Source organism: Aquibacillus rhizosphaerae (assembly GCF_030282825.1).
In the GTDB taxonomy this organism is placed as follows: domain Bacteria; phylum Bacillota; class Bacilli; order Bacillales; family Amphibacillaceae; genus Aquibacillus_C; species Aquibacillus_C rhizosphaerae.
The window spans coordinates 219,669-232,013 of the sequence record NZ_JASTZU010000018.1; the positions used below are offsets into that span (position 1 = coordinate 219,669).

16 protein-coding genes and 1 pseudogene are annotated in these 12,345 nt (G+C 33.8%); 8 read left to right on the forward strand and 9 right to left on the reverse strand.

The window, feature by feature from the left end:
• Nucleotides 1-13: 13 nt before the first annotated feature.
• The gene (locus QQS35_RS04625) at nt 14-1,264 is read right to left on the reverse strand and encodes a SpoIID/LytB domain-containing protein (protein ID WP_285930693.1); all 1,251 of its coding nucleotides are present in this window, start codon (nt 1,262-1,264) and stop codon (nt 14-16) included.
• 137 nt (nt 1,265-1,401) lie between these two features.
• Here QQS35_RS04625 and QQS35_RS04630 point away from each other — a divergent pair, with 137 nt between their 5' ends.
• The 5 genes from QQS35_RS04630 to QQS35_RS04650 are packed head-to-tail and all read left to right on the forward strand — an operon-like array spanning nt 1,402 to nt 5,138.
• Entirely contained in the window at nt 1,402-2,181 is a 780-nt protein-coding gene (locus tag QQS35_RS04630; RefSeq protein WP_285930694.1) for a hypothetical protein, read from the forward strand.
• Between the two features lie 6 nt (nt 2,182-2,187).
• Nucleotides 2,188-2,556, forward strand: a complete 369-nt coding sequence (locus QQS35_RS04635; protein WP_285930695.1) for a GntR family transcriptional regulator — start codon at nt 2,188-2,190, stop codon at nt 2,554-2,556.
• 1 nt (nt 2,557) lies between these two features.
• Nucleotides 2,558-3,271: an ABC transporter ATP-binding protein gene (locus tag QQS35_RS04640; RefSeq protein WP_285930696.1), complete on the forward strand. Its 714-nt coding sequence runs from the start codon at nt 2,558-2,560 to the stop codon at nt 3,269-3,271.
• Nucleotides 3,268-4,179 carry an ABC transporter ATP-binding protein gene (locus QQS35_RS04645; RefSeq protein WP_285930697.1) on the forward strand — a complete coding sequence of 304 codons (912 nt, stop codon included), beginning with the start codon at nt 3,268-3,270 and terminating at the stop codon, nt 4,177-4,179. Before QQS35_RS04640 ends, QQS35_RS04645 begins: the two co-directional genes overlap by 4 nt.
• Before the next feature lie 2 nt (nt 4,180-4,181).
• Entirely contained in the window at nt 4,182-5,138 is a 957-nt protein-coding gene (locus QQS35_RS04650) for an ABC transporter permease (protein WP_285930698.1), read from the forward strand.
• Between the two features lie 214 nt (nt 5,139-5,352).
• Here QQS35_RS04650 and QQS35_RS04655 read toward each other — a convergent pair whose 3' ends face one another.
• The 5 genes from QQS35_RS04655 to QQS35_RS04675 form a co-directional block, all read right to left on the reverse strand.
• Complete coding sequence (locus tag QQS35_RS04655; RefSeq protein ID WP_285930699.1) at nt 5,353-5,574, reverse strand: hypothetical protein; 222 nt, start codon at nt 5,572-5,574, stop codon at nt 5,353-5,355.
• Between the two features lie 186 nt (nt 5,575-5,760).
• A complete protein-coding gene (locus QQS35_RS04660) occupies nt 5,761-6,480 on the reverse strand; it encodes a 3-ketoacyl-ACP reductase (protein WP_285930700.1) in 720 nt (239 codons plus the stop codon).
• Nucleotides 6,481-6,709: 229 nt separating this feature from the next.
• Entirely contained in the window at nt 6,710-7,018 is a 309-nt protein-coding gene (locus QQS35_RS04665) for a DUF3892 domain-containing protein (protein ID WP_285930701.1), read from the reverse strand.
• Between the two features lie 105 nt (nt 7,019-7,123).
• Nucleotides 7,124-7,948: a metallophosphoesterase gene (locus QQS35_RS04670; protein WP_285930702.1), complete on the reverse strand. Its 825-nt coding sequence runs from the start codon at nt 7,946-7,948 to the stop codon at nt 7,124-7,126.
• A gap of 150 nt (nt 7,949-8,098) precedes the next feature.
• The gene (locus tag QQS35_RS04675) at nt 8,099-8,449 is read right to left on the reverse strand and encodes a DUF2512 family protein (protein ID WP_285930703.1); all 351 of its coding nucleotides are present in this window, start codon (nt 8,447-8,449) and stop codon (nt 8,099-8,101) included.
• A gap of 255 nt (nt 8,450-8,704) precedes the next feature.
• Here QQS35_RS04675 and QQS35_RS04680 point away from each other — a divergent pair, with 255 nt between their 5' ends.
• Nucleotides 8,705-9,289: a spore coat protein gene (locus QQS35_RS04680; protein WP_285930704.1), complete on the forward strand. Its 585-nt coding sequence runs from the start codon at nt 8,705-8,707 to the stop codon at nt 9,287-9,289.
• A gap of 100 nt (nt 9,290-9,389) precedes the next feature.
• Here the strand turns inward: QQS35_RS04680 and QQS35_RS04685 are convergent, their stop codons facing one another.
• The 3 genes and pseudogenes from QQS35_RS04685 to QQS35_RS04695 form a co-directional block, all read right to left on the reverse strand.
• On the reverse strand, nt 9,390-9,686 hold the full coding sequence (locus QQS35_RS04685) for a hypothetical protein (protein ID WP_285930706.1): 297 nt from the start codon (nt 9,684-9,686) through the stop codon (nt 9,390-9,392).
• A 574-nt stretch (nt 9,687-10,260) separates the two neighbouring features.
• Nucleotides 10,261-10,692, reverse strand: a pseudogene (locus QQS35_RS04690) (spore coat protein); the annotation flags it as partial.
• A gap of 354 nt (nt 10,693-11,046) precedes the next feature.
• The gene (locus tag QQS35_RS04695) at nt 11,047-11,232 is read right to left on the reverse strand and encodes a hypothetical protein (RefSeq protein WP_285930708.1); all 186 of its coding nucleotides are present in this window, start codon (nt 11,230-11,232) and stop codon (nt 11,047-11,049) included.
• 274 nt (nt 11,233-11,506) lie between these two features.
• On the opposite strand from QQS35_RS04695, the gene QQS35_RS04700 reads away from it, so the two are divergent.
• A complete protein-coding gene (locus QQS35_RS04700; protein WP_285930709.1) occupies nt 11,507-11,878 on the forward strand; it encodes a DUF2642 domain-containing protein in 372 nt (123 codons plus the stop codon).
• Nucleotides 11,879-11,891: 13 nt separating this feature from the next.
• Complete coding sequence (locus QQS35_RS04705) at nt 11,892-12,104, forward strand: hypothetical protein (protein WP_285930710.1); 213 nt, start codon at nt 11,892-11,894, stop codon at nt 12,102-12,104.
• Nucleotides 12,105-12,345 lie beyond the last annotated feature (241 nt).

Consider the following 12,345-nt stretch of genomic DNA (forward strand, 5'->3'; position numbering starts at 1 on the left):
AACACAGCCTATATTAATACGTAGAAATAGTTGTATCTGGATAATAATATTCAATTATTTCTCTGTAGGTTTTCCCCTTTTCCCCCATATTAAAAGCACCCCACTGGCTCATACCTACACCATGACCATAACCTTTGCCTTCCATTTTGTACACTTCTTCCTCTTCCGCTAGTGATTCTATTAAATAACTTTTAAAGATATCTCCACCAATTATTGGACGAATCTGATTTAGGTTAACATCTTCTCGTTTTAATACTTGAAATAAGATAGTCCCATCAAACAGTTTTTGCAAGAATTCAATCGTAATCGAACCATCAATACTGCGTTCTGATGCGTACTTTTTTGGAGATAGCTTAAAGTCATTAATAGTAAGAATTTTAATCTCACCTGGATATCCATTTTTCTTCAACCACTTCTTCATCGAAGTTGTGATTTTTTCATCTTTTTCCTTGGTATTTTTCCACCAATCAGGATCTTCCCAATCAATGTCATCTAGTTCTATTTGCGTATGATTCAATGTAAACTCCCATGGATGTGTTGGATCATATGAATCCTCTTTGATGGGAAAGTAAGGCATCGATTTCCCTCCCCAAACATGCGCGTTATTTTCCGTGATGCCTCCGTTACTGGCTGAATAAAAAGCATCAATTAACGTCCTATTATGGGTAATAACCTCCCCCTTCGTTTGATTGACAGCCTTTGTTGTTTGATCCATCCACGTGTAACCACCATACACTTGGAAACTAATTGTATCATCCATTTCTTTATTTAAATGGGACACTGCATACGTTCTTGCAGCTAGTGCTTGAGCTTTTAATGTTTCGAGTCCCCAATCTGGATATACTTCAAATGGAACAACTCCCTTTAAATAATCTTCGAGTGGTAACTGATTAATTGGACGTATAAATTTCTTGTCTTCAATTGTAATTTCCATCGCACCTAAATAAGGTCTTTCGTCAATTTCAACACGATGTTGCTCATCATACATTTCGGGAATAAGTATCAACGTATCATTTATTTGATAAGTATCCTCCGAACTTTTCAAAATGAGCGATTCATCCTTTATCGTTACTTTATAAGAAACTCCTTCCTCTAATGTAAGTGTTGGATCAAGTGTCACGTACTTTCCAGTAAGCTTTAACTCTAATTCCTTACTCTCCCCAACATAATTAACTAATTTTACTTGGACCATTTCCTCTGCATGTGATGCTTTAGGAAAAACGACAATGATGACTAGGATTAATAAAGCGATATATTTTTTCATACTTGTATATTTCCATCAGGAGTCCTATTTATTCACCATTGAATGGAAACTTAAAAAGTTTCCAATTACTATTTGACTTTTAACTTTGTATTAGTGTACTATTCAAATAGTACACTAATACAAAAGGAGTTTGTTCAATGAATCCAATCAAAGGTTTATTAAAAAAAGATTATCGGATTTCAAGATTTTTATTTTTAACATGGATCGGTGCTATGCTCGTAATGTTGAGTTTTGGTATCGGGATGTCAGCTTATACAAACCAGCCTGCAGGTACATTAACCGTAATTGTTTTATTAGGTTTATCATTAGCTGTATTTGCACCAGTCATGATGCTGTCCATGTTAGTAACAGAAGGTAAAAACCAACTTTGGCTCTATAGTCCAAGATCTAGCTATTCCCTACTACTTTCTAAATTCGCTATCATATTAATTTATCAACTAATTACACAAGTTTTGTTAACCATTTATACAGCTTTTAGTATGTATTGGTTTGGTAAAGCAGTATATGAGCAACTGAGTATTGGATTGTTTTTAGAACTCGCTATCTTCGTTAATATCGGATTAGTACTTTTAGGAATATTTTTAACATGCTGGATTACTTTCTATTGGACGATATACCATGCTTTAAAACGTTATCCTAAGATTCGTAATTTCAGATGGCTTGTTATCATATTCATCTTTTTTGGTTACAACTTATTGGAAACTTTGGTGTTAAGGATTGATGCGATTAGTACATTTATTTTTAAATATAATCTAGACCTATTGCCTCTCACCTCTCTTAACTATGAAGATGAAAGTTGGAATGTTCTAATTGATATCGTTGAAATTCCCATTATTCCGTTCTTCTACTTTGTCATCTTAAGCTTGTTTCTTTTTTATATTGCTTCCAAGCTACTAGCAAAGAAAGTAGAGGTGTAAACCTACATGTCAAGTGAATTTCAGTCATCTCAGCCTATTTACATGCAGATTGTTGATCGAATAATTATTGATATTCTTCAGGAAAAACAGTCACTTGGAGGGAAAATGCCATCTGTTCGTGAAATGGCAATCAAAATGGGAGTCAATCCAAATACAATTCAACGAGCATATAGTGAGCTGGAGAGGATGGATATTGTGGAAACGAGAAGAGGACAAGGGACTTTTGTGTTGGAAAACGATGATTTACTAGATCAATTACGTGATTCGATGCAAAAGGAGTTCATTGAGAATTATGTGCAAAAGATGAAAGAGATAGGTGCTAGTAATCAACAAATGATTTCACAGCTAAAACGCTACCTAAAGGAGGATGAATAGGATGTCTATCAAAATGGAAGCTGTAACAAAAAAGTATGGCAAAGATTACGCACTTAAAAATGTAAGTATTTCTTTTGAAAAAGGTCGAATCTATGGGCTAATCGGCCCGAATGGAAGTGGAAAATCAACGGCATTGAAATTGATTACTGGATTAGCCTTTCCAGACGAAGGATCTGTTTCCTTTAATAACCAAACTGTCAGTAGAAAAACATCGGATTCCATTGCATATTTGACAGAACTCGATATGTTTTACGAGACATTTACTGTTCAAGAAACAATAGATTATGTTGCCAGCCAATTTACAGATTTTAATCATGAAAAAGCAACCTTACTACTTAAAGAAATGAAATTAGACACCACAAAAAAAGTCAAAACCCTTTCCAAAGGTAACAGAGGGCGATTAAAACTTGTTACTACACTTGCTAGAGACGCAGAAGTCATTTTACTAGATGAACCATTCTCTGGTTTAGATCCTTTGGTAAGGGACTCGATTGTGAAAAGCTTACTTCGATATCTTGATTTTGATCATCAAATTTTATTAATCGCAACCCATGAAATAAATGAAATTGAACCATTATTAGACGAAGCAATTGCTATTTATTACGGTGATATCATTGGCCAAGAAAAAGTGGAGGAATTGCGTGAAGAACAAGGACTTTCTGTACTGGAATGGTTTAAACAATTAGTAGAAAAATTTGAGGGGGAAAATAAATGAGTGCAGTACTTACCTTAGAACACGTTAAGAAAACAATTAAGGGTAATCCAATTATTAATGATTTAAGTTTTTCCGTACAAGCAGGAGAAATTTTTGGCTTACTTGGTCCAAATGGAGCTGGTAAAACAACTACGATTCGGATGATCGTTGGCTTAATAGGACTTACAGATGGGGATATTATTGTCTCAGGAAAAAGTGTTAAGAAAAACTTTGAAGAAGCGGTAAAAAACATTGGAGCAATTGTTGAAAACCCAGAAATGTATAAGCATCTAACCGGGTACCAAAACCTTAAACAATACGCTCGTATGCACAAAGGCATTTCAAAGGAAAAGATTGATGAGGTAATTGAATTAGTCGGTCTAACAGAACGTATTGATGAAAAAGTTAGAACCTATTCGTTAGGGATGAGACAACGGCTTGGTCTTGCCCAATGTTTACTACATGACCCAAAGCTATTAATCTTAGATGAACCGACTAATGGCCTTGATCCCGCTGGAATAAGAGAATTCCGGGATCATCTACGGATGCTTACAGAAACAAAAGGAATGAGTGTTATCGTATCAAGTCATTTATTATCTGAAATGGAGATGATGTGTGACAGAATTGCTATTATTCAACAAGGAACCTTAACAGATATCCAATATGTACGTGACTTTGTTGATAATGATCAAATGGTCTACCTAATTGAGACCGGCCCTTTAGATAATGTGAAGAACTGGTTACAGCAAGATTGGAATGCAACTTTTGTTGATTCTGGTTTTACGGTTAGTGTCAATAAAGAAGAAGTGCCCTTACTATTAAACCGTTTAATCGACTCGAAAGTAAGTGTATATAGCGCCAAAGAAATTGTAAAGACGTTAGAACAACGTTTCCTTGAAGTAACCACACATACGAATGGAGGACTATAAATATGGGTAATTTATTAATGAATGAGTGGATCAAAATTTTTCGCAAATTAAGTACAACGATTATGATTGTTTTACTTTTACTAGGCATTGTCACAATGGGAGCCTTTTACAAATACCAAGAAACTACTAGCACCACACAAGTGAATGAAAACTGGAAACAGGAATTACAGACACAAATATCCTCCGATCAAGAAGGTTTAACAACTGCTGGAGAAAATAATGCTAATATGAAAACGTATTACGAAAGGCAAATTGCTTTAAATGAGTATCGTATAGAAAATGATATAGCACCGAATAATGAACAACATATTTGGACTTTTGTCGGTGATTCGCAAATGATGATTAGTTTAGCTGGTTTATTTTCGATTATTATTGCTGCTGGAATTGTCTCTTCTGAATTTTCATCAGGAACCATTAAATTACTATTAATACGACCAATAAGTAGGGTCAAGATTTTATTATCCAAGTATATTACTGTCCTTCTATTTGGCATACTGATGCTTGCGATTATTTATCTATTTTCTTCCCTCGTTGGTTTGGTGTTATTCGGCCTCCCTTCCACTGATGTGTCTCATTTAGCATATAGTAACGGAGAAGTCATTGAACGCAGTATCTCTTTTAATCTAGTTATTCAGTATTTATTAAGCTCCATTGATATTTTAATGATTGCTACGATGGCATTTATGATCTCATCAGCATTTCGTAATAGCTCTTTTGCGATTGGCATATCATTGTTTTTATTATTTATGGGTGGCACAGCAACTATCCTACTTGCTTCATGGTTTGATTGGACAAAATATATCCTATTTGCCAATACAGACTTGACTGCATATTTTGATGGAGTTCCAATCGTTGAAGGTATGACACTTTCTTTTTCAATTGTCATGTTACTAATTTACTTCTTAATTTTCCATTTGTTAGCTTTTGGTATTTTTGCAAAAAGAGATGTTGCTGCTTAAAACACATTCGATGTATTATAGCTAAATACTGTCGAGAAAACAGAGTTAAAAAACATACTAGAATTATTACAAAGGCTTGGATTAAAACCAAGCTTTTTGTAGTGTTTTTAATATTGTCAGGGGGGTTAGGTGGTATAATAAAAAACTCCCCGATTTCGTTGGATTAAGACTCCGTTGCGCTTTTAACAAACCAAACCAATCAACTTATCCTCTATCAAAAAAACCAACTATGGATCAGTTGAAACAGTCCCATCGCTACTGCAATTCCAGGACCTAAAATTAGAAATCCAATTAACAATGATTTGATAATATCCCAAATGATTGAAGACGTTTTGCCTTCATCATCAATTGAATCAATTTTTTCGTTCATACCTTGCAATGATCTATTTATGTTCTTTAGTTCTTCTAAGATTTGTCTTTCTGTATCCTTTTCCATGATTGACACTCCTGTTATTAATGAAAATTATCTATCATACAAGTACACATGCCATGTTAACTTATTATAGTTTAGCATATTTATCCATTTAATAATGAGAAAAAAGGCAAACCCTTATAGGATTCGCCTTGATTGTTGTTGAATAGATCGGCTATTACTTCAACTTTTTAAGAATAGTAATTTTTATTATGGATTTGTTGACCACAATCCGGCTGATTTAATGAACGCGCGCGGATGTAGTTTTAATTGTCCAATAATAAATTCTGCCAGATCCTCAGGTTGCATCACCTTTTCTGGATTACCATCCGTTAAATTATTTTCGACCGCAAGTTCAGTAGCTACCGTACTTGGAGTTAAACCAGTCACACGAATGTTGTGTTTTCTAACTTCCATTGCTAATGATTCTGTTAAACCTAAAAGGCCAAATTTCGATGCACTATAGGCACTTGTAACCGGCGCCCCTTTTTGACCGGCAGTTGAGGAAATATTGATAATGTCTCCCCCATTTTTTTCAATTAGTTGCGGAAGTACTGATCTTGTTACATAATAAACGCCCATCAAATTGACATCGATAATCTTTTTCCACTCATCCGGAGTTAAGTCAAGAAACCCTCCAAACTTAGCGGTTCCAGCATTGTTAATTAATATGTCTATCGTACCAAGTTCACTAGTAATCGTGCTCACTGCTTTTTCCACTTGTTCTATAGAAGAAACATCTACGGATGCATAAGCGACGTTTACGCCAAGTTCCTTTATTTCACTTGCAACAATTTTTAAATCTTGTTCCGTACGCGCTAACAAGCCTACATGAACACCCTCTTTAGCTAAAGCGATTGCCGTTGCTTTTCCAATCCCTTTACCTGCACCTGTAACTAAGGCTGTTTTTCCATTAATAGATTGTCCCATAAACATGCCCCTTTCTTGTTTAAGCGGTAGCAAATATCTGTATGTACTTCAGAATAACTACCTATATTGATATTTTATTTTATAAGCTACAATATGTACAAAATTATGAATCGAAGCTGTAGATATTTTTTAGCAATTCAATATAAAATTTAGAAACTAAAGCTCCAATCCTGTACATATCTGCACAAGTTTGGAGCTTAATGACTACACTTCACTTATTTTCAAAATCCTAAAAAGTATCAAGGTTAACAAGGTTATTCTCTTTTATACCATCCGGTTCACTGCGAATGATATCTCTGCCGTATTTATGAAACACGTCGATATTTGCTAACTTGCCTGCTTTTGCTTCACTAAGGGCGGTGACATAGTCTAGCTCTCTTCCACCCTCAGTCTTAAAAGCAATGATGTCACCGTCATCGTTTTTCCTAACTGCAATAATTTGCTCTACATTTGATTGAACCTCTTGATCAACTTCGTTTAAAGCTTTTTCTTCACCAGCACGCTTATATTCTTGGTAAATATTATCAAAACCGTTCATTAATACACCTCCCGAACATACGATTAGTTTTTCCTAGAGGTAATGTTTTTATGTTTTCTAAAATAAGGTGAATATCAAATTGATTCACATAGTATTTAAACGAAATCAATTATTATGAATCGTAATAACACTTAACTGACTTTGATTTAAAAAACGAATCGGAAGCATACTTGTACCAAGTCCACTATCGATATAAAGGAATTGATTATCACTAAGTTCATATAAGCCTTTGTCTAGCGTAGGGAAAAATCCTTGATCAGGTGCTACCAAGGCACCAATAAATGGAAATCTTACTTGACCGCCGTGCGTATGTCCACTTAATGTTAAGTCAACAGATGTATGATTATATTCTTCTATCATATCTGGTGAATGTGATAGTATGATAGTGTACAAGTCTTTATTTAGATTTGTCGTCGCAAGTTCAAGGTTATCGTGATTGGTTGAGTAATCTCCAACACCTACTATATTTACTGTAACTTCATCTGCGGTAACTTCCATATGTAAATTGTCTAATAGTTTTACATTTCGTTCTTGAAGTCCATTAAAAAGTTCTTCTCTATAAAGATTTTCCCATTCATGGTTTCCAGAGACAAAATAAACGTTTGAATTTACTTTAGTTATTTCATCTACAAGATGAAAGACATCACTTAAATCTTCTGTCCTTCTATCCATAAGGTCGCCAGTAATTACAATTAAATCTGCATTAACTTCTTTAATAGTATTAATTAGTTTTTCATTGTTATCTCCAAACACCTTGTTATGTATATCCGTAAGTTGTAGGATGGTTAACTCGGAATTTTTCGCTATTTTTTCACTATGTAGTTTTATGTCATTCACTTTAAAATAATTAGTATCGTAATAAACCTTAGCAATTATAGCAAACAGTAGTAAAGTCAAAACAATAAAAGCAATACTTTTTTTCTTTTTCATTATAAACCGCCTACCTATGTTGATGGGATTTAATGTTAATTTCACTTTTTATTTTATAGTACATTTCATTATTTTACTATAAAAAAGTGCAGTCACTGATACATAGAAAAAACTCTATGTATCAAGTAACTGCACTTAATTACGCACACTCTAGGCAACGACTTCTTCCTGTTTACCTTTAACTAATGCTCGGTGTTGAGGGATTTCCGTGACTCCAAGTAGTAACGCTGTTAAAACCGCTCCCCAAAAGTTAACCTGTCCACCAACAAAGAATGGGGTTACGAAATAGACAATTACTGCAGTTGCTAGAAAATCAGCAATCAATGCTAATGTCATCGTTTCTTTTCTTAAAATGATTTTTTCCATCATACGACCAACAATTGCTAAAACTGCGCCTAAAATAATTGGTTGGTAAAAGTATGCGAACTCTATTGGAAAAATGAACCATGCAATTATTACACCAATTGGACATACTATTAACTTAGTTATTAAATTAGACAATTGTTTATAAACCCCCTTCTTTTAACGTATATCAAACAGTATCTTCAATAAGCGTTTATTCTATGTATTATTATCATTTATAAGCTTTCATGCACTCAAAAACTCAGAAAAAAATACCAATGAAGATATAACCCGAACTTATTTTACCTATATGATAAAGGATTGATAACTTAAAATAGTTTGCATTGAAATTCCTTTTTTGAAAACAATACTAACGGGACATATGTCTCTAATTAAATTGTTGGAGGGAATATAATGAATTTTGCAGCTCACGAGCTATTGGAAACACAAGAAGCTTTAAGAACTAAATCTGCAGAAATTGAACAGCATGGTGCATTTGCTAATCAATGTAGCGATCAACACTTGAAGAATATTCTCATGAGCCATCAGCAGCAAATGATTAGTGCTTATCAACAAGGTGTTAATTTGATGCAAGGAAAAGGGGTACAATTAACACATGAATACCCTAATTTTCGTGGGCAAAATACGCAAGTAGGCATGCAACAACAATCTAACATGTCGTCTTCCGTACCAAATCCGAATCCGCAAACACTTTCTGACAAAACCATGGCAACTTTAGCGCTTAATGCCCATAAAGCCGGTGCTATGATGGGGATGCAGTGGGCAAATGAGTGTGTGGATACACAATTACGCTCTTATCATGTAAATGGAGCTAATCTTTGTCAAGAAATGGCTTATGATATGTGGGTTTGGATGAACCAAAATGGTTATTACCAACCACCCTCTTTTGGTGTGCAAAAGGAATCGCAAATGACATCATCTTTTCAGCCAATGCATACCCAAACAACAATGACAAACATGGGTAACCAAATGCAGTAACTATTCCCTTCAATTGCATAAAATACTAAAATAAAACCCAACCAAAAATTGGTTGGGTTTTATTGCTCTTCTAAGTGTTTTGTTGGAAAGGATTAATATCCTATTTTAGAGTATTTTCATTATTACGGGTTTCATAAGACATTAGTTTTTGTAAATAAAAGTTTTCTTTTTCTTCTTCTTTCCCCTTGTCGTATTGTTCTTTAGTTATCAATTCAGCACTCACGATAGAAAAAATACTCTTTTTCTTCACACCAGGCATCGTTGAAACAATATTTAAAACATCGATCAAATTGAAATTATTCTCGGTTTCTAGATACCTAGATATACTGATATCCTTTCTTCTTCCAACATGACCGTAACGACATATCACTTTCCAATACTTATATTGCATTTTCATTTTCAATGCATCCTCATTATAAATTATTAGCCATCGTGTCTTCCACGAATTGGTGATTACCCTGTGACGAAGTTGGTATTTTTTAAAAAAAGTAGCGGTTATCATTCTAGTGCAGACCAGGTCCCAATTAATTATTCGCTAGGTCTTAGGCATGTGGAAAAGGGGCAATTCTTTGATTAGAGCCTTGTCTATTTAATTGCACTCGAGTAGGCTCCATAATAGATAAAGTTAAATTCTACCACCTCCTTACAACTATTCTATGAAATTAGAAATATAGAATGGCGGTGTTTGTAGGGGATAATAGAAAAAAGGCACTTATCGAATAGACAATTGCAATATAGATTGAATAGATTGATAAATAACGATAGATTTTTTTAAAGATATTCAATGAAATTTAAGTGTTTGTTAAATACCCAATATAAAACTAAAGAAGATGACTCTGTAAATAAACAAGAGTCACCTTCTTAATAGTTTTTTCCTTTATTATTTTTCTAAGAAACTAGACTTTGAAACTCCATACCATCTTTATAACTAACCACTTGGCAGGACACTTAATTTTAAAAATTCTCTAAAACTATAAGATGTCTAGTCTAACAACTAGTGCAATTAACACTTGTAATAGAAGTTGAACATTTACGGCGATATCTGTATCAGTTGTAGATACATTTACTCCTCTTGAATTTTCAATATAAACTTGTTGTTTATTTGTTTGACTGGTTTTTAATTTAGCTAATAAGTCTTGTGTTACTGCATCTGCCTGACTACTATCAGCAATTGATATACTGATAACTAATGCAACTGCAACTTGAAGTGCTGCTTGAACATTCAGCGCAGCCTGAGTATCAGTAGTTGTTACTTCGACATCAGCTGAGTCTTTTATGACTATTGATTCAATAGACTTTTGTTCGTTCTTCAACACTGCATCAGCATCCTGAATAACAGTTTCATCGAAGGGATGGTTCTGTACTGGATCTAGAGCATTCCATTTCTTTGGTGCTTTTTCATGCGTTTCACAAACTTGATGTGGACTGACACTCTCGCATTCTTGTTGTGGTCTAACACTCTCACAATCTTTTTTGTGTTTAGGTCTAGCTTTTCTTCTAGCTATTGCAACTGTTCTATTTCTATTACAACATTTCTTTCTCTTAGATTTTGACATACTATCTCTCCTTTCTTGTTGTTTAATATATGTTATGTTGGAAGATTAAAAGCGTAAGGGTGATTGTCCAATATAAAACACCTATTTCTTAATATAGACATATAAAACCCCGGAAACATATTGTTATCCGGGGTTTTAAGAATTCTTATAGACAATTGATAGATACTTCCAAAAATTATTAACTGATATAACTTGGATAAACTATGAATCTTTTGTTTCTTTTTTTTCTTGAAGAACTTCATCTACACTTTTTTTTAGATTGTCAACAATACCTTTTAATGCTTCTTTTTCTTTAGCGTCTATTTTCTGTTTATCTAAATTTACACCATGTTTTTTAAATATAGAATCTAAAAGCATATCTACACTCTGAAATTCTTTATTACTCATCTATATACACCTCCTTAAATTACTTTTATATATCATATTCTTATGGTTATTAAACGTGCTATAGATAATAGTCTAGTTAATCCTAATTATGAATTTGTACTATTCTTCTATGATTATCGTCAATTCCTTTTGTTATTGCGCAAATAAGATTATTAATTTATGCAATAGTATGGTATTTTCGTGGAATTATCTATTAATGAATGAAATGCCCTTACGGTAAATAGAATTCAGCATATAGTAAAAGTGAATACTATTATAGAAAGGATGATTACAATTGGCTCTTACTAATAGACAGACACGATTGTTAGAGTTGCTTAACCAAATGACGCAAAATTTAACTACTAATAATGGATTAAACACAGATGTTTCACTTGATCTACCAGGGTTAGATTTAGATGCTAATCTCAATGTAGGAGAGGGGGAAACTAGCACACCATCACCAGTAATACCAACACCTACAACACCTACAACACTTAGAGAAGTACTACTAAGTTTAGTAAACGAACAAGTACAAATTACCACCCCTTTTGGAACAATTACCGGAACACTACTTCTTGTAAGAAATGACTATATCGCAATTATTGAAAATACAGGAGATCAAACATTGGTGCGTATGGATAAAATTGAATTTGTAAGTGAATTATAAGGAGGGAATTTATATGTTTGAACAAACATTTGCTAGTGAATTAGCAACGAATATTGGTTCAAGAGTAGAAGTAGCTACAGATAACAATTTAATAGAAGGTATCCTCTCAACTGTTACTACAGAGTTGGTACTAGTTATCGATGTAAGTAGTGGTTATGGACAAAATACGAAACTTTATGTCTCTTTAGATGCTATCAACTTCGTTCGTTTTCCTTCAGTAGCATAAATGAAAACAATAAAATATTATATTACAAAGACGACTCAATCAATGATTGAGTCGTCTTTATTATAGCCCTTAGGAAAATAATAAAATTTGTTTAATGTGGATAACATGCTGAATCCACAACGTCCAACACCAGCACCTATAACCTTGAGTTCTTAAAACAATCCTCTATGTGGTAAGTGCACACATGGAGGATTGTTTTAAAGTTGGCGGTGTTGGTCTAGGCCCTGCGATTCTGTTTAGG

What these genes read in the sequence shown, in the direction of transcription:
- QQS35_RS04625 (WP_285930693.1), bottom strand. Translation starts at nt 1,264, where the DNA reads ATGAAAAAATATATCGCTTTATTAATCCTAGTCATCATTGTCGTTTTT.
- QQS35_RS04630 (WP_285930694.1), top strand. Translation starts at nt 1,402, where the DNA reads ATGAATCCAATCAAAGGTTTATTAAAAAAAGATTATCGGATTTCAAGA.
- QQS35_RS04635 (WP_285930695.1), top strand. Translation starts at nt 2,188, where the DNA reads ATGTCAAGTGAATTTCAGTCATCTCAGCCTATTTACATGCAGATTGTT.
- QQS35_RS04640 (WP_285930696.1), top strand. Translation starts at nt 2,558, where the DNA reads ATGTCTATCAAAATGGAAGCTGTAACAAAAAAGTATGGCAAAGATTAC.
- QQS35_RS04645 (WP_285930697.1), top strand. Translation starts at nt 3,268, where the DNA reads ATGAGTGCAGTACTTACCTTAGAACACGTTAAGAAAACAATTAAGGGT.
- QQS35_RS04650 (WP_285930698.1), top strand. Translation starts at nt 4,182, where the DNA reads ATGGGTAATTTATTAATGAATGAGTGGATCAAAATTTTTCGCAAATTA.
- QQS35_RS04655 (WP_285930699.1), bottom strand. Translation starts at nt 5,574, where the DNA reads ATGGAAAAGGATACAGAAAGACAAATCTTAGAAGAACTAAAGAACATA.
- QQS35_RS04660 (WP_285930700.1), bottom strand. Translation starts at nt 6,480, where the DNA reads ATGGGACAATCTATTAATGGAAAAACAGCCTTAGTTACAGGTGCAGGT.
- QQS35_RS04665 (WP_285930701.1), bottom strand. Translation starts at nt 7,018, where the DNA reads ATGAACGGTTTTGATAATATTTACCAAGAATATAAGCGTGCTGGTGAA.
- QQS35_RS04670 (WP_285930702.1), bottom strand. Translation starts at nt 7,948, where the DNA reads ATGAAAAAGAAAAAAAGTATTGCTTTTATTGTTTTGACTTTACTACTG.
- QQS35_RS04680 (WP_285930704.1), top strand. Translation starts at nt 8,705, where the DNA reads ATGAATTTTGCAGCTCACGAGCTATTGGAAACACAAGAAGCTTTAAGA.
- QQS35_RS04685 (WP_285930706.1), bottom strand. Translation starts at nt 9,686, where the DNA reads ATGAAAATGCAATATAAGTATTGGAAAGTGATATGTCGTTACGGTCAT.
- QQS35_RS04695 (WP_285930708.1), bottom strand. Translation starts at nt 11,232, where the DNA reads ATGAGTAATAAAGAATTTCAGAGTGTAGATATGCTTTTAGATTCTATA.
- QQS35_RS04705 (WP_285930710.1), top strand. Translation starts at nt 11,892, where the DNA reads ATGTTTGAACAAACATTTGCTAGTGAATTAGCAACGAATATTGGTTCA.